Below are 23,359 nucleotides of genomic sequence, written 5' to 3'. Positions count from 1 at the left end.
GGCAATGATGAGGCTTGAACGATGAGCAGCCCGAAGCAGATCAGCCTCGGCCTTTCCATGCGCTATCTCGGCTATCACGCAGCCGCCTGGCGGCATCCTTCGGCGGATCCGGACGCCGCATCGAAGTTCAGCCACTACAAGTACATCGCGCAGACCGCCGAGGCGGCGAAGCTCGACATGGTCTTCCTGGCCGACGGCATCGGCCTGCGCACCAAGGACGAGCCGCCGGGCGCGCTCCGCCGCTCGCACCAGACCCTGGAACTGGAGCCGCTGACACTGCTCTCGGCGCTGTCCTCCGTGACCACGCATATCGGCCTGGTCGCGACGGCATCCACCACCTACAACGAGCCCTATCACATCGCGCGCAAATGGGCCTCGCTCGATCATCTGAGCGGCGGTCGCGCCGGCTGGAACATCGTGACCTCCTGGTCCGAGGCTGAGGCGCACAACTTCAACCGCGACCAGCACATGGAATACGAGCTGCGCTACGACCGCGCGACCGAGTTCGTCGAGGTGGTGAAGGGCTTGTGGGATAGCTGGGAGGAGGATGCGCCGCTCTTCGACAAGGCAAGCGGCATCTTCTTCGACCAGTCGAAGCTGCACAGGCTCGATCACCAGGGGAAGCACTTCAAGGTCAAGGGGCCGCTGACCATCAAGCGCACGCCGCAGGGCCGCCCAATCCTGGTGCAGGCAGGCGCCGCCAACCAGGGCATGGAGATCGCGGCACGGAGCGCCGATGTTGTCTACTGCTCCTTCTTCGACATGGAGGCGGCACGCGCCTACTACGCCGACCTTAAGGCCCGTGCGGCGCAGCATGGCCGTGACCCCGACAGCCTGAAGATCATGCCGGGCATCACGCTCTTCATCGGCCGCACGCGCGAGGAGGCTGAGGAGAAGCACGCGCAGCTCAACGCTCTGGTCGAACCGGAGCTGGGCCTCTCCTATCTCTATCAGCAGTTCGGTGACCTCTCGGCCTATCCGGTGGACGGGCCGGTGCCGGAGCCGCCGGACCCTCGGATCCGCAGCATGGCGGCGAAGGCGCTTGCCTTGGCGCGCCGGGACAACCTGACGATCCGCCAGCTCTACACCAAGGTCGCGGCGGGCTTCGGCGGCCGCGTGTTGGTCGGCACGCCCAAGGACATCGTGGACGACATGCAGGCCTGGGTCGAAGGCGGCGCCGCGGACGGCTTCAACCTCTGCCCGCCAGTGCTGCCGCTGGGGCTCGATGACTTCGTGGAACTCGTGCTGCCGGAGCTGCGGGCGCGCGGGATGTTCCGCACGGAATATGCCGGGCCGACGCTGCGGGAGAATCTGGGGCTGACACCACCGAAGAACCGCTACGCAGTCTGAATTTACCGGATCGCCGCCTCCGGCAGCGGCTCCAGGTCCACGCCGACCGACAGGCTGTGCTCGCCGCCGCCCAGGATCACGCCGCGCACCGGGCTGACATCGCGGTAGTCCCGGCCCCAGCCGAGCACCACATGCTCGTCCCGCACCACTAGGTCGTTGGTCGGGTCGAGGTCCACCCAGCCTCGCGCGGGGCCGAGCCAGCAGCCGACCCAGGCATGGCTGGCATCGGCACCGACGCGCCGCCTCTGCCCCGGCGGCGGCCGGGTGCGCAGATAGCCGGAGACGTAGCGCGCCGGCAGGCCCAGCGCCCTCAGCCCGACGATCATGAGGTGGGAGAAGTCCTGGCAGACGCCGGCCCGGGCCGCCAATACGCGGGAGACCGGCGTCGCGATGTCGGTGGCGCCGGGGCGGAAGGCGAAGTCGCGCTTGATCCGGGCATTCAGGTCGAGCAGCCCTGCCAGCACCGGCCTGCCAGGGGGAAAGCTCGGCGCGGCATAGGCACCGACCGCGGCGTCGGCGGGGGCCATCGCGCTCGGGAAGAGGAACTCGGCCGCCTGCCAGGCCCCTTCCCCACCTGCCCGCGCTGCCGCCGCGACGCTCTCCCAGGCGAAGGTGGCAGCGGCCGGCGGGGGCGCCGGGAAGCCGACATCGACCATCGCCTCCGCCGTCACCTCGAATTCGGCATGCGAGCCTTCGAGGAAGAGGCGGCTGACGGGATTGCCGAAGTGATCGAAGCCCGCGGTCAGGCGTGCCGCGTCCGGGCGCGGATGCAGCGCCGCGCTCAGCACGCGCTGACCCGGCAGCGCCCGCGGCGTCAGATGCAGGACATGCGCGGCGAGATCGACCGGGCTCGCGTAGACATAACGGGTGGTGTGGCGCAACCGATAGAGCACAAGGTGGGTCCCGGACGGGCGATGTCACCTGAGCAGGTGAGGATGCGCGCGAAACAGCATTCCACGCCATTCTCCGCAAGCCCGGACGCAGGGCAAGCACCGAGTGCGAGGACCGCTTCACGGCCCCGCGCCGATATGCGATGGCCAGGCGGATGCGGAGAATCTGGCGTCCCATGCTCCTGGCGGTGCTGCTGCTCGCGGCCTTCGCCTATCTCAACAACGGCGGCCTCACCGCCCCCCGCCTGGCGGGGCCGCCGACCCTGCTGGCACATCGCGGCATCGCCCAGCGCTTCGACATGGCCGGGCTGACCAACGACACCTGCACGGCCGCCCGGATGCTGCCACCACGGCACGCCTATCTGGAAAACACCATCGCATCCATGCGCGCGAGCTTCGAGGCAGGCGCCGATGTGGTGGAGCTCGACATCCATCCCACAACCGATGGCCGTTTCGCCGTCTTCCACGACTGGACGCTGGATTGCCGGACCGACGGCCGGGGCATCACCCGCGAGCACAGCATGGCGGAGCTCCAGCGGCTCGACATCGGCCACGGCTATACGGCGGATGGCGGTCGGAGCTTCCCCTTCCGCGGCCAGGGCATCGGCCTAATGCCGGCACTCGACGAGGTGCTGGAGGTCTTCCCGGATCGCCGCTTCCTGATCAACATCAAGAGTGACGACGCCGCGGAAGGCGAGCGGCTCGCGGCGTGGCTCGGCCAATTGCCACCGGCGGCCCGTGATCGGCTCATGGTCTATGGCGGCGACCGCCCGATCGCCACGCTGCGCGCGGCGCTGCGGGATCTCAGGACCGTCTCGCGCGGATCGCTGCGGGCCTGCCTGCTGCGCTATGCCGCGTATGGGTGGACGAGCCTGGTTCCGACGGCCTGCGCCAAGATGCTGGTCCTGGTGCCTGTGAACATCGCACCCTGGCTCTGGGGCTGGCCGGGGCATTTCCTGCAGCGCATGCAGTCCGTGGGCAGCCATGTCTTCGTCATCGGTCCCTATCACGGTGGCGCCTTCTCCACCGGGATCGATACGCCCGAGGATCTCGCGCGGCTCCCAGCCGGCTATCCCGGCGGGATACTGACGAATGAGATCGAGGTAATCGCCGCGGCTCTCGGGCTTAGCCGGGCGGTGGGCGGGGAAAGGCGTTAGGCCGCGCCCTTCATCGCTGCGAGCTCGGCGCCGACGGATTGGGCCTCGGGCAGCAGCGCGAACCAGCGGCGGGCAATGATATCCGACAGCTCACCCAGGCTCTCATGCATGGCCGAAAGACGAGGCGGCAGGGCAATGGCAGCCTCGGCCTGGCGGGTCGCAGCCGCGACCTCCCCGGCCATGGCGCGGGCCTCGGCGAGGACAGCGCCGATCGCGATCGGCATGCCGCTCTCCCCATCGCCGCCGAGGCTGGCGAAGGCGTCGCGCATCGCCAGAAGCTGGAAGGCGAGGCCGCGCGGATTGCCCTCCTCCGCCAGCACCAGGTCCAGCACCGGCGCGGGCTGCAGGGCGGTGACGTAGCGGTTGCGGTAGGTGATGACCGAATCGCGCAGCTCCAGCGCCAGGCGCAGGCCCGGCTCCAGCCGCGCCGGCTGGGTGGCCGCCATCGGCTCGACCAGCAGGACCGCGAGCTCGGCGGTGATCGCCCGTGCCCGTTCCAGCCGCCGCCCGAGATCGAGAAACAGCCGCCCGCCGCCCTGGACCATGTTCTCGGCGGCGAGGCCGGAGACCATGGCGGCGAAGACCAGCACGCCGCCCAGCACTTCCGAAAGCTGCGCCAGGGCGCGCGGATTCTCACTCCGTCCCGTGGGCACCCCGCGCAGCGCGCCCTGCAATTCCCGCAGCGCATGATTCGATGCGGTGTACATCTCGCCGGTCAGCCGGTCGCGCAGCAGCTCCATCGCGCGCCCGACCTGGCCGGTGAGCTGTGGCAGCGTGCCTTCCGGCCGCAGCAGCGCCAGCAGGGCGCGCGGGAAGGCCGGCGTGCCGACGGCGCGCTCGCCTTCTTCGTCGACCAGGTAGTGCACGCGCAGGCAGGCGGCGAGCTTCTGCAGCGAAGCCAGCTCCCGCGGCGAGAGGGAGGCGCGCTCGAGCCGGGCAATCACCGAGCGCAGCAGCCGGGCAGCGCCTTCCAGCCGCTCCAGATAGCGGCCGAACCAGAAGAAATTGTCGGCGGCGCGCGACGGCAGCTCGCCGGTCGGGCGGCGGATCGGCAGCGCGGGAATGGCAAGCGCCGCCGGCCCCTGGATCTCCCCGGTATCCTCGGTCGCGACCCAGACATCCTTGGCCAGCGCCTGGCGCGGCAGCCGGCCGGCAAGCGCGTCGGCTGGCGCCAGGGCGCGGGCGAGGCCGCCCTGCAGGGCCGCCCAGCCATCGCCTCGCCGCACCAGGAAGAGGCGCAGCACGATCGGCCGCGGCTCGAAGCCATCGGGCCCGACGCAGGGCGCGACCGAGGGCGGCAGCGCCAGCGAAGCGGCGTGGCTGAACGGCGAAGCCGCGGCGCGGGCGAGCAGCGCCTCCCGCGCCGCGGAAGTCAAATCGGTGAGCGGCACCGGCGGCGCGACACCGTCGAGCGCCGGCCGCAGCAGCCATTGCGCCGGGTCCCGGACCACCGCTTCCAGCGCACCCGGCTGTCCCAGCCAGAGTGTCGGCACCGAAGGCAAGCTCAGCGGGTCCGCGCCGAAATGCGCCGCGACCGCCGGCAGGAAGGCCGCCAGCCCCGGCGCCTCCGCCATGTCGCTGCCCGGCGCATTGGCGATGACGAGCGATCCTTCGCGCGCCGCGTCGAGAAGGCCCGAGACACCCTGGGCCAGCGCATCCCCGGCATCGAGCTCGAGCGGATCGAGGCCGCGCCCGTCCTGGCGGCGCAGCACCACATCGACCCGGCGGAGCCCGCCGAGCGTCTTGAGGAAGACCGCCCCGTCGCGGGCGGTGAGGTCGCCGCCCTCGACCAGCGTGCAGGAGAGTTCGCGCGCCAGCACCACATGCTCGAACCAGAAGGCGTTGCGCGGCCCCGGGCTCAGCAGCACGAGGTTCGGGTTGCCGTCGCCGCCCGGCGCCAGGCGCTGGAGGTCGGATTGCCAGATGTCGAAGAAGGGCCGCATGCGGCGGAGATGCCGGGCACGGAAGATCTCCGGCACGATGCGCGACAGGGCGCGGCGGTTCTCCAGCGCATAGGCCATGCCATGAGGCGCATTGGTGCGGTCGGCGAGCACCCGCCACTGCCCGTCCGGTCCACGGATCAGGTCGGCGGCATAGAGCTGGAGATGCTGCTGCTGCGGCATGCCGTGGCAGGGGCGGAGGAAGTTCGGATTGGGGAAGACCAGCGCCGGCGGCAGCACGCCGCGCGCCAGCAGGTCCTGCGGGCCGTAGAGGTCGGCCAGCATCGCCTCGATGACCGCGGCACGTTGCGCGAGGCCTGCTTCCAGCGCCGCGAATTCGGCGGCCGGGATCGGCAGCGGCACCGGATCGCAGCGCCAGGCGGTGGCGGTGGCGCCCGGCAGCAGCGTGGTCACGCCCTCCTCGGCGAAGAGGCGGTCGAGCATGGCGCCGCGTTCGGCCATCGCCTCCGGCCCCAGGCCGACCAATGTCCCGAGCAGATCCTGCCAATGCGTCCTGAGCCCGCCGCGGCCATTGGCCATCTCGTCGCGGGCGGGCGACAGGGCGGGCAACCCGTCCATCATCCCAGCCGTCTGAGATCGAGCGTGCGCGGCATGTCGCGGGCGACGGCAGGCAGCGGCTCCGGCGCCGGGCCGGGGGTGTGGCCATAGGGCCAGAAGCGGATGCGGCGGCGCGCCTCGGCCTCGTTCGCATTGACCGGACGGGTCTCGTAGCTGCGGCCGCCGGGATGGGCGACGTGGTGCGTCAGCCCGCCGATGCTGCGCCCGGTCCAGCGGTCATGGATGTCGAGCACGACCGGGGTCTGCACCGGGATGGCCGGATGCAGGGCGGAATGGGGCGCCCAGGCCTTGAAGCGGATGCCGGCCACATACTCGCCCGCCCGGTCGGTGGGCGAGAGCGGCAGGGCGTGGCCATTGCACGCCAGCACGTAGCGTTCCTCCTGGAAACCGGTGATCCGAGCCTGCAGGCGCTCGGCGCTGCTGTCCACATACCGGGCCGTGCCGCCGGCCGTGGGTTCTTCGCCCAGGACATGCCACGGCTCCAGCGCATGGCGGAGTTCGAGTTCCATGCCGCGTGTGGCGGTACCGCCGATCACCGGGAAGCGGAACTCGATATGCGGCGCAAACCATTCACGGGCCAGCGGATAGCCGAGAATATCGAGCTCCTCGAGCGCGCCGAAGAAATCCTGCTCCACGTAGTGGGGCAGCATGAAGTCGTCATGGATGCGGGTGCCCCATTTGATGAGGCGGCGCTCATAGGGCTTTTCCCAGAAGGCGGCGATGGCCGAACGCAGCAGCAGCGCCTGCGCCGCCGACATGCGCGCATGCGGCGGCATCTCGAAGGCGCGGTACTCGACGAGGCCGAGGCGGCCGGAAGCGGTCTCCGGCGCATAGAGCTTGTCGATGCAGAACTCGGTCCGGTGCGTATTGCCGGTCATGTCCGCGAGGATGTTGCGGAACAGCCGGTCCACCATCCAGGGCGGCGTTTCCTTGTACGGCTTCACCTGGGCGAAGGCCGCTTCCAGCTCCGCCACCATGTCCTGCCGCGCCTCGTCGATGCGCGGGTGCTGGCTGGAAGGCCCGATGAAGAGGCCGCTGAACAGATAGGAGAGGCTCGGGTGGTTGTGCCAGAAGCCGAGCAGTGACTTCAGCAGGTCCGGGCGGCGCAGGAAGGGGCTGTCGATCGGCTGTGCGGCGCCCATGACCAGATGGTTGCCGCCGCCGGTGCCGACATGGCGGCCGTCCAGCATGAACTTCTCCGCCGAGAGCCCGACCTGGCGCGCTTCCTCGTACAGCGTCTCGGTGCGCGCGACATGCTCGGCCCAATTGTCGGACGGATGGATGTTCACCTCGATCACGCCCGGATCGGGGGTGACGGAGAAGCTGTTGAGCCGCGGATCGCGCGGCGGCTGGTAGCCCTCCAGCACCACCTGGCGCCCGGTCTCCTGCGCCGTCGCCTCGACGGCGGCGGCGAGGTCGAGCCAATCCTCGGCGGCGAAGACCGGCGGGAAGAAGATGTGGATCTTGCCGTCGCGGCTCTCGACCGTCAGCGCGGTGCGGACCTCGCCGGGATCGGCGCTCTCGCCGATCACCGGCGCATCCTGCGGCTGCGGGCGCAGGTCGGGCGTCAGCCCCTCAGCCCCCCGGAAGCGGTCGAAAGCGCTGCGCGCCGGGAAGGGTTCGCGCTTGTCGAAGGGATCGCGCTCGAACTCGCCCTCGATGCGTGCGGCGTCGATCCAGGGCAGGCTTTCGAGCGGCAGGCGGAGCCCGATCGGGCTGTCGCCGGGGATCAGGAACAGCACGCCGTCGCGGAAGAACCACTTGTCGGATTGCCAGCGCCGCGCGCCGCCGTCGATGACGCGGCGGAGCGGCAGCACCGCGCCGACGGTCGTGGCCAGGCCCTGGCCGAAGACGCGGGCGAGGCGTTCGCGCTCCAGCGGGTCGCGCAGCTTCGCGTCCTCGGCGACGACGTTGGCCGGCAGGCGCTTCTCCCGCCAGAGATAGTAGTGGATGTCCTCATGCGCCGGGTTCACCAGCGCGGGGTCGATCTGCAGCCGCTCGGCGAGCAGCTCGGCAAAGCGCATCGCATCATCCGCGGTCGCGCTGTCGGTGTCCTCATCCGCCGCCAGCAGCGCGGGGTCGCGCCACACCGGCTCGCCATCGCGGCGCCAATGCGCATGGATCGCCCAACGCGGCAGTTGTTCGCCGGGATAATGCTTGCCCATCGCGTATTGCAGGGCGGCGCCAGGAGCCCAGAGCGGCGTCAGGCGGCGGATCAGCTTGCCCGCGAAGCCGCGCTTGGTCGGGCCGAGCGCATCGGTGTTCCACTCCGCCGCATCGAAATCGGAATTGGCGATGAAGGTGGGTTCGCCGCCCATGGTCAGGCGCACGTCATGCTTCGCCAACGCACGGTCGACCGCGGCGCCGCGGGCCAGGATGTCCTGCCAGGCCGCGTCCGTGTAGGGCTTGGTGACGCGCGGGGTCTCGCGGATGCGGGTGACCGACATCGCGAATTCGAAAATGGTCTCGGCCTTCTCGGCGGCGCCGCTGATGGCGGCGGCCGATTGCGGCTCCGGGCTGGCGGCGAGCGGGATATGCCCCTCCCCCGCCATCAAACCGGAGGTGGGATCGAAGCCGATCCAGCCGGCGCCGGGGATGAAGACCTCGGTCCAGGCGTGCAGGTCGGTGAAGTCCGCCGTCGGGCCTTCCGGCCCCTCCACCGGCTTCACATCGGCGACGAGCTGGACCAGGTAGCCGGAGACGAAGCGCGCCGCGAAGCCGAGATGGCGCAACGCATGCACCAGCAGCCAGGCGCTGTCGCGGCAGGAACCCTTGCGATTGCCGAGCGTCTCCTCGGGCGTCCAGACGCCGGGCTCCATGCGCACGACATAGGCAATGCGCTCCGCCAGCATGCGGTTGATGTCGACCAGCATGTCGACGGCGTTGCGCGGGTCGCGCGGGATCTCCGCCAGGAAGGCCCCGAGCCTCGGCCCCACCGCTTCGGTGCGGCGATAGGGGGCGAGTTCCTGCTCCAGCATCGGGTCATAGGCGAAGGGCCAGGTCTCGGCCGCCGGCTCGACGAAGAAATCAAAGGGATTGATGGTCGCCAGGTCGGCGACGAGGTCGACGGTCACGTCGAAATGAGTGACCCGCTCCGGAAAGACGACGCGGGCGAGGAAGTTCCCCTGCGGGTCCTGCTGCCAGTTCAGGAAGTGGCCGGCGGGCTCGATCTTCAGCGCGTAGGAGAGGATCGGGGTGCGGGCATGCGGCGCTGGCCGCAGGCGGATGATCTGCGGGCCGAGTGCTACCGCGCGGTCATAGCGGTAGCTGGTCCTGTGGTTCAGGGCGACATGGATCGACATGGCCATCAGGCTCCGGCGTGCGGGTGAACGGGCGCACCGGGGGAGGCAAGTTCCATGCCCGGGCAAGGATGGTCGGGCCCGGACTATGCCAGAAGGCAGGCGGTTCGGTAGCGCCTCTGCTGCGATGCAGCCGGGGCGCGATCCGAAAGATGGGCGGCGCCCGTCCCCGAAGGGAAGGGCGCCGCCGGAAGCGTCAGACGGCTTCCTTCAGCTCCTTGGCGGGGCGGAAGGCGACCTTCTTGCTGGCCTTGATCTTGATCTGCTCGCCGGTCGCCGGGTTGCGGCCCAGGCGCGCCGGGCGCGCCTTGACCTGCAGGATGCCGAGGCCGGTGAGGCGGATCTTCTCGCCCTTCTTCAGGCGCTTCGTCACTGTCTCGACCAGGTCGTTCAGGATCGCCTCGGCGGCGCGCTTGGAGAGCTCGTGGCCCTCGGCGAGGCCGGCAGCGAGCTGCTTCAGCGTGACGGTCGGGATGGCCTTGGCCTTGGCGGCGGCGGCGGTGGCCGGCGCCGCCGGCTTCTTGGCTGCCATGTTTGTGTGGCTCCTCATTGGACGGCGATCGCCTGGGGGGCGACCTGCACGGGGTTACAGCGCCGCGACCGGCGCGGCCTATTGCGTGCTGCGGGAAAGCCCCAAAAACAAGCCTTTTCTGCGGAGGACACCTCAGAAAGCCGCTTGCGGCGCGGGTTTGTGGCACCAGCGCCCGATTCGCGGCCTGCTACAGGGGGTCCGTGGCGGTCCGCAAGCCCCCAGTCATGCCCCCGAATCGGTGTGCGGCGAGGGCAGCGCCCGCGGCCAGCGGCAGCAGCCAGACGATTCGCGCCGCGTAGCGCGGGTGCACGCTGCCGCCGAAGCCGATCGCCAGCGCATTGGCGAGATATCCCGCCAGCACCACGGCCAGCAGGAGCAGCGCCGGCCGATACGCCGGCCAAGCCCGCCGCTGACGCAGGATGACCAGCAGCAGCGGCGCCAGCGCCAGGCCGAGCAGCGCCGCCGGCACCGGGACCAGCGTGACCGGATGCTCCGCCAATTCTTCCTGCAACTGGCGGGAGGCGAGCGCGATGCGCGCCGCATCCTTGCCGAGCAGCGGCGCCAGGCGCGGGGCGAATATCCGCATCAGCTCCCGCTCCAGCCCATCGCCCGCCCGGACCGCCAGCACCTGCCGCGCCGCGCGGGCCAGTGAAGCCGCGATCCAGTCGGGCCAGAAGCCCGCCATGGTCGCGGCATTGGCGATGCGCATCTCGGCCGATGCCGCGAAGAAATCGCCGCCCGGACGCAGCGGTGAATTGCCTTCCCAGAGAAACTCGTCGGCGTCGCGCTGCATGACCGGCAGCGCAGCGCAGAGCAGCGGCAGCGCCGGATCCGGGCAGCGCGCCGCGAGCTCCCGCTGCAGCAGCCCGTCGCCGGCGAGACGCGCGGCGAGGAAGACCTCGCCGCCGCGCACATACTCGGCATGGCCCGAGAGCAGGCGATTGGCACCGATCACCACCCCGGCCCCAGCCAGGGTGAGGGCCGCCGCCAGCAGCGCCTGGCGCCACGGCGCCAAGCCCAGTGCCGCAACCGCGCCGATCGCCGCGAACAGTATCAGGACATGCGTCACGTGGCTGGCGGCGGCCAGCGCGACCAAGGCTGCGGCGACCGCCAGCCGCACGCCGCGCGCCCCGGCAAGCACCAGGAACAGCGCCAGCAGGCCGGGCGCGGTGAGCGCATCGGGCATCGCATAGCTTGCCGCCCAGCCGGCGCTGGTCAGCGCGGCGATCGCAACGCCGGCGAGAACATGCAGGCGGGGTGGCAGCGCCGGCAGCGTGGCGGCGATCGCCGCATGCGTGGCCCAGGCGGTCAGCAGCGCCTGCGCCACCACCACCGGCCAGAAGCTGCCCGTCAGCAGGGCCGGCAGCCCGGCGAAGGCCCCGTAGCCGAGGGCCCGGATCGGGCGCCCAGCCGGATCCAGCATCATCGCGGGAAAATCGAGCGTGTCCGAGAAGATCAGCGGCGCACCGTTGAACAGCGCCGGCCAGAGCAGCAGCAGCGCAGTCGTCGCGACGGCCCTGGTGGGGATGGTCATGGGGCTGTTCGTGCTCTGTCCCGGCTGGCTCTGTCATATCGGCGTGCGATCGCTGTCGCCGAGCCTCGCGTCCTAACACGCCCTCGGCCAGATTGGGGGAATGACCGCGCCTGTCATCCTTTGGTTCCGCCAAGACCTGCGCCTCGCCGACAATCCCGCGCTGCGAGCCGCGACGAAGACCGGCTCGGTGCTGCCCGTCTTCGTGCTGGACGATGCGGCCGCCGGCGCCTGGGCGCCGGGTGGCGCTGCACGCTGGTGGCTGCATCACAGCCTGGCCACGCTCGCCGCCGATGTCCGGACGCATGGTGCGCGCCTGCTGCTGCTGCGCGGTTCCGCGGAGACACTGATTCCGGCACTCGCCGCAGAGACCGGGGCCCGATCGGTGCAAGCCGGACGGCTCTATGAACCTTGGGCGCGGCGGCGCGACCAGCGCGTGGCCGAGGCGCTCGACGCGCTCGGCGGCAAGCTGGTGCTGCATACGTCTTCCTTGCTGACCGAGCCGCATCGGGTACGGAGCGGGTCAGGCGCGCCCTATGCGGTCTTCACCCCCTTCGCACGCGCGGTGATGGCGCTCGGTGAGCCGGAGGCACCCTTGCCGCCGCCTCGGCGGATGGCGATGCCCGCGAAGGCACCCGCTGGTGAACGGCTCGAGGATTGGGGCCTGCTGCCGCGCCGCGACTGGGCGGGCGAATTCCCGGGCCGCTGGCAACCCGGTGAAGCCGGCGCCGCGGCGCGGTTGCGTGACTTCCTGCAATGCGTGCCACGCTACGACACGGATCGCGACCTGCCGGCTCGCGAAGGTACCTCCCGTCTATCCCCGCATCTGCACTGGGGCGAGATATCACCGCGCCAAGTCTGGCACGCCGTGCGCGACGCCACGAAGGGCCAGAGCGCGGAGACATTCCTGAAGGAGCTGCTCTGGCGCGAATTCTCCCATCACCTGCTCTGGCATCGGCCGGAGATGCCGGAAGCGCCGCTCCGCGCTGGTTTCAGGAACTTCGCCTGGGCGCCTGATGCACGGCATCGGCGCGCCTGGGAACGGGGGGCAACCGGCTACCCGATCGTCGATGCGGGCATGCGTCAGCTCTGGCGGACCGGGTGGATGCACAACCGGGTGCGCATGATCGTCGCGAGCTTCCTGGTGAAGCACCTGTTGCAGCCCTGGCAGCAGGGCGCGGCCTGGTTCTGGGACACGCTGGTCGATGCCAACCTCGCGAACAACAGCCAGAACTGGCAATGGGTGGCGGGCTGCGGATCGGATGCCGCACCCTATTTCCGGGTGTTTAACCCAGTCCTGCAAGGACGGAAGTTCGATCCCGGCGGCGCCTATGTCCGCACTTTCGTCCCCGAGATCGCGGCGCTGCCGGATACCCATATCCATAGCCCCTGGGAGGCGCCGGATACCGTCCTGGCAGAGGTGGGTTTCCGGCTCGGGCGCGACTACCCGAAGCCGATCGTCGACCATGCGGCGGCGCGGCTGCGCGCCCTCGACGCCTTCGCGGCGCTCCGTGCATGAGCTTCACGCGGCAGCAGCTCCGTGCACGCGGCTTCGCCGGCCTCCGCATCGTGGGTGACGTGCATGGCGACATGGCCGGCTTCGATGCAGCCTGCGCCGGCGCGGAGGCAGCAGGGCTCTTCATCGTGCAGCTCGGCGACCTGACCGACCATGGGCCGGACAGCCCCTCGGTGCTGCGGCGCATGTTCACGCTGCTGGATACCGGCGCAGGCCTGTTCCTGCTCGGCAACCATGACCACAAGCTGCGGCGGGCGCTGATGGGTGCGTCGCTGCGCATGAACGCCGAGGGCCTGGGCGAAACACTGTCCCAGATTGCGGCGGCGCCGGATGCCGTGGCGCTGAAGGCGCGTGCCGTCGCGGAGATCGCGCGCGCCCCGGCCTGGCTGCGCGCCGGCCCGTCGCTCTTCGTGCATGGCGGCTATCACGACGCCATGCTGCATCAACCGGCGCCGGAGGATGCGGGCGCGCGCAAGCCGGATGCCATCGTCTCGCGCGCGCTGTTCGGGGAGGTCACCGGCCGGATCCGCGCCGACGGCTTCCCGGAGCGGCTGCACAATTGGGTGGAGCGCATTCCGGCCGGCCTCACCGTCTACTGCGGGCACGAACGCCGCAGCACCGACGGCCGTCCTTACGTACAGCACGGCGCGGCAGGCGGCACCGCGGTCTTCCTCGACACCGGCGCCGGCAAGGGCGGGCATCTGAGCTGGGTGGATCTGGCCTTCTAGGCGCTCACCGCCTCCCAAATCCTCACCACAGCGCCGGATTGCGCAGCATCGCCGCGATCCTTTCGGCTGCCGTATCCAGCAGCCTCTCCCCTTTCTCCACGGTCGCCAGGCGCGCGTCGCCGATGACGCCGCTCTCGCTGATGGCGCGGAAGGAGCGCCGGCGGTAGAGCGCCGAGGGTTGGCCTTCGACCCGTGTCGTGTGCGGCCCATGCGCCTCCGCCAGCTTTTCGCGCCTGATGCTGGCGGGCGAGATCGCCATGATCATCGAGGTCTCCGCCTCGCAGGCATGCATGACGCTCGGCTGCGCCTCGAGGATCGGCGCGAAGGCATCGCCGATCATGTGCCAATAGGTGCCGGCGGCGACCGCGATGCCGAATTCGGTCGCGAGCTCGGACGCCGCGACGGCCACCGCCTCGGCATTGCCGCCATGGCCGTTCAGCAGCATGACGCGCTTGAAGCCGCAGCGCGCGGCGGAGCGCACGACGCCGCGGATCACCGCGGCGAAGGCATCGTAGTCGAGGGTGACAGTGCCGCCGAACTCCATGTGATGCTCGGCAAGGCCGGTCCAGATGCAGGGCGTGACGACCACCGGCTCACCGGCGGCCGCGATGATCGCCGCGGTGCGCGCCGCGACCGCGGTGGCGCAGAGGATGTCGACGCCGGTCGCCAGATGCGGCCCGTGCTGTTCCAGCGAGGCCACGGGGATGATGACGAGGGCGCCGGCAGCCGCGCGCGCATTCAGCTCCGCGGCGGTCAGCCGCATCCATTCGGTGGTCTGGTCCATCGCGCGGCTCCCCATCTTCGACTGTCCCGCACCGATCCTGCGGCGCGGCGCGGCGCAGTCAATGGCCCGCCGCATTCTCCGCGGCCAGCGGGAACCAGAGCGAGACGGTGGTGCCCTGCCCCGGCGCGCTGCGAATCGCCAGGCCGCCGCCCGATTGCTCGGCGAACCCCTTGGCCATGGGCAGGCCGAGGCCGGTGCCTTCGCCCGGCGGCTTGGTGGTGAAGAAGGGTTCGGTGACCCGCGCGAGCGTCGCGGCGTCCATCCCCTGCCCCTGATCGATGACGTCGAGGCGGATGTAACGCCCGGGCGCCAGCTCGCAGGGGGGCGCATCGCCTGCCGCGATGGTCTCGGCCTCCGCCGCGAGCAGGATGGCGCCGCCATCCGGCATGGCGTCGCGGGCATTGACGGCGAGGTTGACCAGCGCCGCCTCGAGCTGCCGGCGATCGGCCAGCAGCGGCGGCAGGCCAGGCGCCACCGCGACCTCGCAGGTGCAGGCGCGGCCGAGGGTGCGGTCGAGCAGGTCGCGGAGCTCGCCCAGCAGCGCAGCCGGTGCCACCGGCCCCGCGCTCAGCTCGGCACGGCGGGCGAAGGCCAGCAGGCGGCTGGCGACGGCATCGCCGCGCTCGACCGTGGCGCGCAACGCATCGACCATGGCCAGGACCCGGCTCGGATCATCCACCTCCTCAGCGATCATGGACGCGGCGCTGCCGACGACCTGGAGGATGTTGCGCATGTCATGCGCCATGCCCCCGGCCAGCTCGCCCAGCGCCTGCATGCGGTCAGCATGCGCGCCGCGGGCCTGGGCGGCCTCCTGCCGCGCCACCTCTTCCGCGATGCGGCGCTCCAGCCCATGGTTCAGGGCTTCCAGCGCCGCCTGGGCCTGGCGCAGGGCGGTGACATCGTCGAAGCTTTCCATCACCGCAACAGGTGCCCCGGCGGCATCGCGGCGCAGCACCTTGCGGGTGGCGAGCACCATCGGGGCGCCGTCGCGGCGATGATTGATCAGGTCGCCGATCCATTCGCCCTCCCGCAGCAGCGTCGCCTCGACCTCGCCGAAGGGGACCGGGAAGACGGTGCCGAGCAGCTCGCGCGCCATGCGGCCGCGCGCCTCATCCGCCGTCCAGCCGAACAGGCGCTCGCAGCCGCGCGACCAGAACTGGATGGTGCCGTCGATGTCGCGTGCCATCACGGTCGCCAGGTCGAGCGTCGCCAGCAGGTCGCTGAGCTCCGCCCGGCTCCGCTCGAGGGCGGCTTCGGTCGCCTTGAGCGTGGTGACGTCGACATGTGCGCCGACCATTCGCAGCGCGCGGCCGTCGGGGGCGCGTTCGATCTCGGCGCGGGCGGAAATCCAGCGGATCTCGCCATCCGGCGTGACGATCCGGTATTCCTGGGCATAATCGGTGATGCCGGAGGTGGGGGAGACGGCCTCCAGAAAGCGGCGCTCCGCGGCCTCGCGGTCATCCGGGTGCAGGCGGCGGACCCAGTCCTCATGACTCTCGATGGCGGCCTCGGCATCCCCGCCCTGCAGTGCCATGTATTCGCCGGAGCGGTGGTTGACCCCGCTCTCCAGGTCGATCTCGAAGCCGCCGACCAGGCCGATCCGTTGCGCACGGCGCAGCCGCGCCTCGCTCAACGCCAACGCCGCCTCCGCGCTGTCGGCCGCAGGCGTCACCGCCGGTCCCGTGTCGAGCTGCCCCTCTCCCATCCGTCCCGTCCGCGTGCCGAACATCGGTCGTGCCAAGCGTCGGTGTAGAGCGCCAGCCGGACGACCACAATTCCCATCGAAGTCCCGTCCTCGGCACAGGCGGGCGGGACAGCGGCGGCGACCCGTGGCAGGATGCGCAGCCATGCGACAATTGCTTCTGCTGCGGCACGCCAAATCCTCCTGGGACGATCCGCAGTTGCCCGATCACGCCCGGCCGCTGAACGCGCGGGGGCGCCGGGCCGCCCATGCCATGGCGCGCGCGATGCACGAACTCGGCCTGGCGCCGGATGTGGTGCTGGTCTCCTCCGCGCGGCGCACGCTGCAGACGCTGGAGGCATTGGGCACCCTGCCCGACAGCCCGATCATCACGCCGATGGACGATCTCTATCTCGCGCCCTGGCCGCGGCTGCTGGACGCGCTGCGGATGGTGCCGGAGACGGCGCGCAGCGTGCTGCTGCTGGGGCACAACCCCGGCCTGCACGACCTGGCGCTGGCGCTCGCGGGGCCGGCCGCCACCGCCGCCTCCCCCACCGCGCGGCGGCTGGCGGAGGCCTATCCGACGGCGGCACTCGCCGAGTTCTCCGTGGCCCTTCCCTGGCGGCTGCTGGGTGAGGGCGGCGGCCGCCTGGTGCGCTTCATGCTGCCCGCCGACCTGCCCGAAATGGCAGCCTGAGAGGATCCCATGGTCGCCCGCACCGGCATCGAGATGCCGCTTCCCGACATCGCCCTGCCGGCACCGGCGGAATCCCCTTCGGTCCCCTCGCTGACCATCGAACTCGCCCTGCCGGCGGAAGCGGCCGGGCGGCTGACCCGGCTGCCGGCGATCGGGACCAGGCGCCTCGGGCGCAGCCGCGGAGGCGCGGAGACGCTGATCTGGTTCGACACGCCGCAAGGGGCGCTCGCCGAAGCCGGTCTGGCCCTGGAACAGGGTGCGCGCGGCGCACGGCGGCTATTGGTCACCCTGCCGGCGGCGAACGCGCCCTGGCATCCCGGCCTGCCGCCCGCCCCGGCGGCGGAAGACGCGATGCCGGCAGCCGCCGCGGCCGGACCGCTGGTCGCGCTGGCCGCCTTCCACGGCCGGAAGCTGGGCTTCGCCCTGTCCCACGCGGCGGGCGAGGTCGAGGCGCTGCTGTTGACCGGCAAGCTGCGCGCCGTCGCCGACGAGCATCCGGTGGCGCGGCTGACGCTGACCGGCCCGGCAACGGCGGTGCTGGCGATCGCGCGCGAGATCGCCGCCGAGCTGCCGGCCCTCCCCCCCGCCGCGGCGCTGGCGGAGGAGGCCCGGGCGCTGGCCCAGGGCGACAGGCCCCGGCTGCGCCGCAAGGGCGCGCCCGATCCCGGCACCGCCACGACCGTCGAGGAGGCGCTGGCGCTGGCCGTCGGCCACCTGGCGGAGGTGGTGCTGGCGCTCGCCCCCGGGGCGCGGGCCGATGCCGGGCCGGAGGCGGTGCACCAGATGCGGGTCGGGCTGCGCCGGCTGCGCTCGGTCCTGAAACTCTTCCGCCGCGCCGCGGATGGGCCGGCGCCGAAGGCGCTGGAGGCGGGGCTGAAGACGCTGCTGGGCTTCCTCGGACCGGCCCGGGATTGGGATGTCTTCACCCTCGGCATCGGCCGCGCGATCAGCGAGGCGATGCCGGAGGAGCGCGCCGTCGCTGCGCTGCTGGACGCCGCCGAGGGCCGGCGCCAGGCGGCCTATGCGGCGCTCGAACGCTTCCTCCACTCCCCCGACTACCGGCTGCTGGCCTGGGAACTGACCGGCTTCGTCGCGGAGGCGCGCTGGCGCGAGGAGGCCTCGGAGGAAGCCTTAACCCTGCTCGCTTCCCCGCTCCAGCCCTTTGCCGAGGCGCTGCTGGCGAAGCGCTGGAAAGGCCTCGCCGAGGATGGCGCCGTCATGGCCGAGATGGATGACGAGCGGCTGCATGAGATGCGGCTCGACGCCAAGCGCCTGCGCTATGCGGCGGAGCTCTTCGCGCCGCTCTGGGCCGGGCGGCGGTCGCGGCGCTTCCTCAAGCGCCTGGCGGCGGTGCAGGAAGCGTTGGGCCTCGCCAATGACGCGGTGGTCGCGGGCGCGCTGGCGGCGAGCCTCGCCAACGGCCGGGCGGAGCGCGCCTATGCCATTGGAATCGTGACGGGATGGGCGCGTGGGCGGGTCGGTCGGGTACGGCAGGAGGCGACCGAAACCTGGGACGACCTTGACGCTACCGGAGCCTTCTGGTAGCGCCCGAGTCTCTATCATTGCCGGGAACGGGGCTTTCGCGACCTTCCCGTGCGCAGTTGGGCCGCCTCCGCGCATGACTCTGCCGAGACGCCGAATCTTCAAACCCGCCCGTACATCCCGCCGCATCGGCGGCGGGGTACTGGCGGTGCTTGGCCTTGCCGGCCTTGGATCCCTCCTCGTGGCGGTCGGCCTGCCGACCAATCTCTTCGGGTCCGCCCCGCGCGAGAGCGAATGGCGCGCCGAAGCGCATGAGGTGCGCATCGTCGATGGCGAGACGCTGAGGCTCGGCGACCGGATCCTCCGCCTGTCCGGGGTGGAGGCGCCGCAGCGCGGCCAGGCCTGCCGCGATGCGCGCGGCGGCGGCTTCGATTGCGGCGATGCGGCCGCCGATGCGCTGGCGCGGCTGATCGGCGGCCATGGCCTGACCTGCCGGATGCAGGGGCGCGACAGCTATGGGCGCGGCCTTGGCGTCTGCACCGCTGCCGAAACCGAGCTGAACGCGGCGCTGGTCGGCAGCGGCTGGGCCATGGCGACCGGCCGCGACCGCCTGGACCTGCGGCCGCAGCAGGCCGAGGCACGGCGGCAATCCCGCGGGTTCTGGGCCGCCGCCGCGGCGCCGCCGGGCTGGCAGTAGAGCGGATCGCCGGAGGGCGGAATCGCCCGGAGGCACGAATCCGCTCGCCAAAACGCTCTAGCCAACCAGCGCCCGCGACCCGTCCTGGAGGTCGAAGACCACGCGCTCGCCGCTCCAGGCGCTGCGGCCGTAGGAGATCGGACGTCCTTGCAGATCCGCGTCGAGGCGTGTGACCGCCAGGACCGGGGATGCTTCCAACTGGCGGAGGGCTTCCGCCTCCTCCGGTGTCGGCAGCCGCCCTTCCACGCGCGTCCAGAGCCTGAGGTAGTCCGGGATGCCGTAGGCGGCGAAGGTCGCCGTATAGGTCGCGTGCTCGGCCTTGACCCGCGCGAAATCCGGGAAGCGGTCGGCCGGCAGCCAGACGCTCGCGACCTCGATCGGGATGCCGTCGGCGGTGCCGATGCCGCGCCGGTGCGCGACCAGAGCGCCGGGCGCGATGGCCAGCGCCTCCGCGACCTCCTCCGAGGCCGGGATCACCTCCTGCAGCAGCAGTTCCCCGCCCGGATCGAAACCTTGCTCGATGAGATTGCGGGAAAAACGCGTGCGGCTGGAGATCGGATAGGCCAGCAGGTCGCGGTGCACGAAGGTGCCGCGCCCCTGCTCCGCCCGCACCAGCCCGCGCCGCTCCAGGCTCGCGATCGCCTGGCGCACCGTGAAGCGGCTGACCCCGAAGCGCTCCATGAGCTCGGGCTCGGTCGGCAGGCGCTCACCCGGACGCCAGGCGCCGCCCTCGATCTCGGCCGCGAGCGCGGTCTTGACCTGGAGCCAGAGCGCCATGCCGCGCTTGCGGGTGAGACTCACGGATCGCGGCGGACGCAGCGGAACAACAATTTGCTCACCGCCGAGTAGTCCAGCGCGTCGGTCAGCTTCGGGTAGTAGCCGCGATCCTTGGGCACCGGCACGAAGCCGTCATAGCCGAAGCGACGCACCGAGACCTCGAGCCCCGCCGCGACGAAGGCGGCGGCATAGTCGTCCGGGCTCCGATCCTGCACCGGGGCATTGGTCCTGCCGCCGATGAAGTCCCGCCAGGCCGGCCAGAGCGGGTTCTCGGTGTGGCAGCCGGTCACCGCGTAGTAGACGCCGCCGCGACGCAGCGCCGCATGCATGCCCGCGGCATGGGCGGCGAGGTCGGGCAGCAGGTAGATCACCTCATAGCTGAAGGCGATGTCGAAGCTGTCCGGCCAGGCGGTGAGGTCGGAGGCGGCCTCATAGGCGACCGGCACCACCCCCGCGAGGCTGCGGGCGGCAGCGATCGAGGCCTGGGCAATATCGACGCCGAGGCCGCGCCGGAATGGCTTCAGGGCGTGCAGCAGGCGCAGGAAGCCGCCGCGGTTGCAGCCGAAATCCAGCACCTCCCGGGTGCTGAGGTCGGTCTCCGGGATCGTTTCGATGAAGTGCCGCCAGAGCGGGCGGTGCCCTTCCTCCATCGCCGGCTCCCGCGCCGCATCTGCGTGCCAGGTGTCGTAGGAAAGCGCGGTGCTGCCCATCTCTGTTCTCTCCTTGCCGGCCCCCGCCGGCGCGATGGGGACAAGCTAGGGCGAAGCGGTTCGCGCCGGGGTGACGGCCAGATGAAATCATACGGACGACCGGACGGAGCAGATCGCGGGGTTTTCCATCCGCCAGGCGGATTACAGGCGCGTCGTTTGCCAAAACCGCGAGGCACCCGATATCTTGCGCTGCATCATGCGAGTGCGCCCCGGTATTCCACCCGTGAGCCTCGCGGACCCGTAAGCATCCCTGCTGAGGAACGACGCCAATGAGCAATCCGGCCACCGGATCCGTCACCCTTACGCTCGACGGCAGCAACCGAAGCGTCTCCCTGCCGCTGCTCGGCGGCACCCTGGGGCCGCAGGTGGCCGATATCCGCAAGCTCTACAACGAGCTCGGCATCTTCACCTTCGACCCGGGCTATGGCGGCACTGCGGCCTGCGACAGCAAGATCACCTATATCGACGGCGACGAGGGGGTCCTGCTCTATCGCGGCTACCCGATCGAGCAGCTCGCCGAGCAAAGCGACTTCATCGAGATCGCCTATCTGCTGATGAACGGCGAGCTGCCGAATGCCGCCGAGCTCAAGGCCTTCGAGACCGGCGTCACGCGGCACACCATGCTGCACGAGCAGATCCGGAACTTCTTCCAGGGCTTCCGCCGCGACGCGCACCCGATGGCGGTGATGTGCGGCGTGGTCGGCGCGCTGGCCGCCTTCTACCACGATAATCTCGACATCCACGACCCGGAGGTGCGCCGCATCGCCGCCTTCCGCCTGATCGCGAAGGTGCCGACCATCGCGGCCTGGGCCTACAAGTATGCGATCGGCCAGCCCTTCGTGTATCCGCGCAACGACCTCGGCTACGCCGCGAACTTCCTCTACATGCTGAACTCGGTCCCGGCCGAGCCCTATGAGGTCAGCCCGATCCTGGCCCGCGCCATGGACCGCATCCTGGTCCTGCACGCCGACCACGAGCAGAACGCCTCGACCTCGACCGTGCGGCTCGCCGGCTCGACCGGGGCGAACCCCTTCGCCTGCATCGCCGCCGGCATCGCGGCGCTCTGGGGCCCGGCGCATGGCGGCGCCAACGAGGCGGTGCTGAAGATGCTGGGCGAGATCGGCCATGCCGACAACATCCCGGCCTTCATCGCCAAGGTGAAGGACAAGAACTCCGACGTGAAGCTCATGGGCTTCGGCCACCGGGTCTACAAGAACTTCGACCCGCGCGCGAAGATCATGAAGGAGACCTGCCACGAAGTCCTGGGCGAACTCGGCATCAAGGACGAGCCGCTGCTGGACCTGGCCATGGAGCTGGAACGGATCGCGCTGACCGATGATTACTTCATCAGCCGCAAGCTCTACCCGAATGTCGATTTCTATTCGGGCATCATCCTGAAGGCCATGGGCATCCCGACCAGCATGTTCACCGTGATCTTCGCGGTGGCGCGCACCGTCGGTTGGGTGAGCCAGTGGAAGGAGATGATCGAGGATCCGTCGCAGCGCATCGGCCGTCCGCGCCAGATCTACACCGGCGCCGCCACCCGCGACTTCGTGCCGATCGACAAGCGCGGCTGACCCATCTTGCGGCACGAGGCTTCGCCTCATGCCGAGCGCCCGAATGGGTGCTTCCAGTCGTGTGCTAAGGGGCGGATGCGCCCCGGCCGGCGATTGAGGCACAGGTCTGACGAGGCCCGCCGGGGCGACCCGGCGGGCCTCGTTGCGTTCCGGACCGCCGTGAAGGTGGGCGGCGTGCTTGCTCTTCCTTGTGCGATGCCGCCGGTTTATTGTTTCGGGGAATGACCGTTTCCGGAGGATGCCCCCCGATGCGATGGCCGCCCCTCCTGGCCAGCCTGCTGATGCTGCTGGCGCTGCACCTGCCGCTCGCCGCGCAGGACATGCGCGGCATCGCCATCGAACGCCGCGTCGCGCTGGTGATCGGCAACCAGGACTACCGCGGCATCCGCAAGCTCGAGAATGCGGTGGCCGATGCGCGCGGCATGGCGGCGCAGCTCCGGGAACGCGGCTTCCAGGTCTTCGACGGCTATGACCTCGACCGGCGCGGCATGAACCGGCTGATCGCGGAATTCGAGGCCTCGCTCGCGGCACGCACCATCGCGGTCGCCTATTACGCAGGCCATGGCGTGCAGGTGGGCGCGGGCAATGTGCTGATCCCGGTCGACGCCACCGCGCAGACCGAGCGCGAGCTGACCGAGGACGGCATCCGCCTGGCCGAGCTGATGGAGCGCATGGCCGCGGCCAATGCGGCATCGGCCGGCGGCTTCAACCTGCTCATCGTCGATGCCTGCCGGGACAATCCCTTCCGCACCCAGGGCCGTTCCCTCGGCCTGTCGCGCGGATTGACCGCGACCGGCACCAGCGGCGTGATGGTGCTCTACGCGGCGGGCACCAACCAGCAGGCGCTCGACCGGCTCGGCCGCGACGACCGCGACCCGAACGGGCTGTTCACGCGGGTGCTGCTGCGGACCATCCGCGTGCCGGGCCTGTCGGTGCGGGAGGTGATCGGCCGGGTGCGCACCGAGGTCGCGACGGCGGCACGCGGCGTAGGCCACGACCAGACGCCGGCGATCTACGACGAGGCGATCGGCGATTTCGTCTTCACGCCGGCCCCGCCGGTCGCGATCGCCGCCCCGGCCGTGCCCGCGACGGCCGCCCCCGGCCCGCCGCCGATCCCGGCCTTCGACCGTGACGCGCTGGCTTGGCAGTCGATCGCTGGCAGCCGCAGCGCCGCCGATTTCCAGGCCTATCTGGAAGCCTTCCCGAACGGTGTCTTCGCGCCGCTGGCGCGGAGCCGCATCGCCGCCCTGTCGGCGCCGGTGACGCCACCCGTGCCGGCACCCCCCACGCCGATGCGGGAGGCGGCGCTCACCCCGCAGGCACCGGCACCGCTGCCGGGCCTGCCCACCACCAAGCCGCTGGCCCTGCCGCCGGTCCCCAGCCGCGCGGCCGCCCCACCCATCCCCGGGCGAGATGGCAAGCCGCCGCCGCT

General features: G+C 71.0%; 18 protein-coding genes. 9 read left to right on the top strand and 9 right to left on the bottom strand.

Annotated features, from left to right (window positions below; all coding sequences use genetic code 11):
• Nucleotides 1-21: 21 nt before the first annotated feature.
• Complete coding sequence (locus tag GXW71_RS27605) at nucleotides 22-1,350, top strand: LLM class flavin-dependent oxidoreductase (protein ID WP_211855930.1); 1,329 nt, start codon at nucleotides 22-24, stop codon at nucleotides 1,348-1,350.
• Nucleotides 1,351-1,352: 2 nt separating this feature from the next.
• Here GXW71_RS27605 and GXW71_RS27600 read toward each other — a convergent pair whose 3' ends face one another.
• Nucleotides 1,353-2,243, bottom strand: a complete 891-nt coding sequence (locus tag GXW71_RS27600; RefSeq protein WP_211855929.1) for a transglutaminase family protein — start codon at nucleotides 2,241-2,243, stop codon at nucleotides 1,353-1,355.
• Nucleotides 2,244-2,416: 173 nt separating this feature from the next.
• On the opposite strand from GXW71_RS27600, the gene GXW71_RS27595 reads away from it, so the two are divergent.
• The gene (locus GXW71_RS27595; protein WP_211855928.1) at nucleotides 2,417-3,397 is read left to right on the top strand and encodes a glycerophosphodiester phosphodiesterase family protein; all 981 of its coding nucleotides are present in this window, start codon (nucleotides 2,417-2,419) and stop codon (nucleotides 3,395-3,397) included.
• On the opposite strand, the gene GXW71_RS27590 is transcribed toward GXW71_RS27595, so the two are convergent.
• The 4 genes from GXW71_RS27590 to GXW71_RS27575 all read right to left on the bottom strand — a co-directional run bounded on the left by GXW71_RS27590 (nucleotide 3,394) and on the right by GXW71_RS27575 (nucleotide 11,281).
• A complete protein-coding gene (locus tag GXW71_RS27590) occupies nucleotides 3,394-5,916 on the bottom strand; it encodes a circularly permuted type 2 ATP-grasp protein (protein ID WP_211855927.1) in 2,523 nt (840 codons plus the stop codon). The two genes, GXW71_RS27595 and GXW71_RS27590, sit on opposite strands and share 4 nt — an antisense overlap.
• Nucleotides 5,916-9,218 (bottom strand): transglutaminase family protein, encoded by a 3,303-nt coding sequence (locus tag GXW71_RS27585; protein ID WP_211855944.1) that lies wholly within the window; start codon nucleotides 9,216-9,218, stop codon nucleotides 5,916-5,918. Before GXW71_RS27585 ends, GXW71_RS27590 begins: the two co-directional genes overlap by 1 nt.
• 193 nt (nucleotides 9,219-9,411) lie before the next feature.
• Entirely contained in the window at nucleotides 9,412-9,747 is a 336-nt protein-coding gene (locus GXW71_RS27580) for an HU family DNA-binding protein (protein WP_211855926.1), read from the bottom strand.
• 187 nt (nucleotides 9,748-9,934) lie between these two features.
• A complete protein-coding gene (locus GXW71_RS27575; RefSeq protein WP_211855925.1) occupies nucleotides 9,935-11,281 on the bottom strand; it encodes a hypothetical protein in 1,347 nt (448 codons plus the stop codon).
• A 100-nt stretch (nucleotides 11,282-11,381) separates the two neighbouring features.
• Here GXW71_RS27575 and GXW71_RS27570 point away from each other — a divergent pair, with 100 nt between their 5' ends.
• Together GXW71_RS27570 and GXW71_RS27565 are read left to right on the top strand one after the other, a co-directional pair.
• The gene (locus tag GXW71_RS27570; RefSeq protein ID WP_211855924.1) at nucleotides 11,382-12,797 is read left to right on the top strand and encodes a cryptochrome/photolyase family protein; all 1,416 of its coding nucleotides are present in this window, start codon (nucleotides 11,382-11,384) and stop codon (nucleotides 12,795-12,797) included.
• Entirely contained in the window at nucleotides 12,794-13,522 is a 729-nt protein-coding gene (locus GXW71_RS27565; protein WP_211855923.1) for a metallophosphoesterase, read from the top strand. The genes GXW71_RS27570 and GXW71_RS27565 overlap by 4 nt, the downstream gene beginning before the upstream one ends.
• A gap of 22 nt (nucleotides 13,523-13,544) precedes the next feature.
• On the opposite strand, the gene GXW71_RS27560 is transcribed toward GXW71_RS27565, so the two are convergent.
• Both GXW71_RS27560 and GXW71_RS27555 read right to left on the bottom strand, forming a co-directional pair.
• Nucleotides 13,545-14,306: a creatininase family protein gene (locus tag GXW71_RS27560; RefSeq protein ID WP_211855922.1), complete on the bottom strand. Its 762-nt coding sequence runs from the start codon at nucleotides 14,304-14,306 to the stop codon at nucleotides 13,545-13,547.
• Nucleotides 14,307-14,364: 58 nt separating this feature from the next.
• The gene (locus GXW71_RS27555) at nucleotides 14,365-16,035 is read right to left on the bottom strand and encodes a PAS domain-containing hybrid sensor histidine kinase/response regulator (protein WP_211855921.1); all 1,671 of its coding nucleotides are present in this window, start codon (nucleotides 16,033-16,035) and stop codon (nucleotides 14,365-14,367) included.
• A gap of 118 nt (nucleotides 16,036-16,153) precedes the next feature.
• Here GXW71_RS27555 and GXW71_RS27550 point away from each other — a divergent pair, with 118 nt between their 5' ends.
• From GXW71_RS27550 to GXW71_RS27540, 3 genes are all read left to right on the top strand, one after another.
• Nucleotides 16,154-16,684: a SixA phosphatase family protein gene (locus tag GXW71_RS27550; RefSeq protein WP_211855920.1), complete on the top strand. Its 531-nt coding sequence runs from the start codon at nucleotides 16,154-16,156 to the stop codon at nucleotides 16,682-16,684.
• 9 nt (nucleotides 16,685-16,693) lie between these two features.
• Entirely contained in the window at nucleotides 16,694-18,229 is a 1,536-nt protein-coding gene (locus GXW71_RS27545) for a CHAD domain-containing protein (protein ID WP_211855919.1), read from the top strand.
• 178 nt (nucleotides 18,230-18,407) lie between these two features.
• Nucleotides 18,408-18,863: a thermonuclease family protein gene (locus tag GXW71_RS27540; protein ID WP_211855918.1), complete on the top strand. Its 456-nt coding sequence runs from the start codon at nucleotides 18,408-18,410 to the stop codon at nucleotides 18,861-18,863.
• A 57-nt stretch (nucleotides 18,864-18,920) separates the two neighbouring features.
• Here the strand turns inward: GXW71_RS27540 and phnF are convergent, their stop codons facing one another.
• Together phnF and GXW71_RS27530 are read right to left on the bottom strand one after the other, a co-directional pair.
• Nucleotides 18,921-19,664 (bottom strand): phosphonate metabolism transcriptional regulator PhnF, encoded by a 744-nt coding sequence (gene phnF, locus GXW71_RS27535; protein ID WP_211855917.1) that lies wholly within the window; start codon nucleotides 19,662-19,664, stop codon nucleotides 18,921-18,923.
• Entirely contained in the window at nucleotides 19,661-20,350 is a 690-nt protein-coding gene (locus tag GXW71_RS27530; RefSeq protein WP_211855916.1) for a class I SAM-dependent methyltransferase, read from the bottom strand. Before GXW71_RS27530 ends, phnF begins: the two co-directional genes overlap by 4 nt.
• 269 nt (nucleotides 20,351-20,619) lie before the next feature.
• Between GXW71_RS27530 and gltA the strand changes: the two genes are divergently transcribed.
• Together gltA and GXW71_RS27520 are read left to right on the top strand one after the other, a co-directional pair.
• Nucleotides 20,620-21,927: a citrate synthase gene (gene gltA, locus GXW71_RS27525; protein ID WP_211855915.1), complete on the top strand. Its 1,308-nt coding sequence runs from the start codon at nucleotides 20,620-20,622 to the stop codon at nucleotides 21,925-21,927.
• Between the two features lie 248 nt (nucleotides 21,928-22,175).
• On the top strand, nucleotides 22,176-23,359 hold a 1,184-nt coding region (locus tag GXW71_RS27520; RefSeq protein ID WP_211855914.1), incomplete at its 3' end, for a caspase family protein.

The sequence above is a fragment of the Plastoroseomonas hellenica genome (assembly GCF_018129085.1).
Taxonomy (GTDB): Bacteria; Pseudomonadota; Alphaproteobacteria; order Acetobacterales; family Acetobacteraceae; genus Plastoroseomonas; species Plastoroseomonas hellenica.
The sequence above is the reverse complement of the archived record's forward strand: the minus strand, read 5'-3'. Positions and strand labels throughout refer to the sequence as shown.

What these genes read in the sequence shown, in the direction of transcription:
- GXW71_RS27575 (WP_211855925.1), bottom strand. Translation starts at nt 11,281, where the DNA reads ATGACCATCCCCACCAGGGCCGTCGCGACGACTGCGCTGCTGCTGCTC.
- GXW71_RS27565 (WP_211855923.1), top strand. Translation starts at nt 12,794, where the DNA reads ATGAGCTTCACGCGGCAGCAGCTCCGTGCACGCGGCTTCGCCGGCCTC.
- GXW71_RS27605 (WP_211855930.1), top strand. Translation starts at nt 22, where the DNA reads ATGAGCAGCCCGAAGCAGATCAGCCTCGGCCTTTCCATGCGCTATCTC.
- GXW71_RS27585 (WP_211855944.1), bottom strand. Translation starts at nt 9,218, where the DNA reads ATGTCGATCCATGTCGCCCTGAACCACAGGACCAGCTACCGCTATGAC.
- GXW71_RS27590 (WP_211855927.1), bottom strand. Translation starts at nt 5,916, where the DNA reads ATGGACGGGTTGCCCGCCCTGTCGCCCGCCCGCGACGAGATGGCCAAT.
- GXW71_RS27560 (WP_211855922.1), bottom strand. Translation starts at nt 14,306, where the DNA reads ATGGACCAGACCACCGAATGGATGCGGCTGACCGCCGCGGAGCTGAAT.
- GXW71_RS27555 (WP_211855921.1), bottom strand. Translation starts at nt 16,035, where the DNA reads ATGTTCGGCACGCGGACGGGACGGATGGGAGAGGGGCAGCTCGACACG.
- gltA (WP_211855915.1), top strand. Translation starts at nt 20,620, where the DNA reads ATGAGCAATCCGGCCACCGGATCCGTCACCCTTACGCTCGACGGCAGC.
- GXW71_RS27530 (WP_211855916.1), bottom strand. Translation starts at nt 20,350, where the DNA reads ATGGGCAGCACCGCGCTTTCCTACGACACCTGGCACGCAGATGCGGCG.
- GXW71_RS27570 (WP_211855924.1), top strand. Translation starts at nt 11,382, where the DNA reads ATGACCGCGCCTGTCATCCTTTGGTTCCGCCAAGACCTGCGCCTCGCC.
- GXW71_RS27580 (WP_211855926.1), bottom strand. Translation starts at nt 9,747, where the DNA reads ATGGCAGCCAAGAAGCCGGCGGCGCCGGCCACCGCCGCCGCCGCCAAG.
- GXW71_RS27595 (WP_211855928.1), top strand. Translation starts at nt 2,417, where the DNA reads ATGCTCCTGGCGGTGCTGCTGCTCGCGGCCTTCGCCTATCTCAACAAC.
- GXW71_RS27545 (WP_211855919.1), top strand. Translation starts at nt 16,694, where the DNA reads ATGGTCGCCCGCACCGGCATCGAGATGCCGCTTCCCGACATCGCCCTG.
- GXW71_RS27550 (WP_211855920.1), top strand. Translation starts at nt 16,154, where the DNA reads ATGCGACAATTGCTTCTGCTGCGGCACGCCAAATCCTCCTGGGACGAT.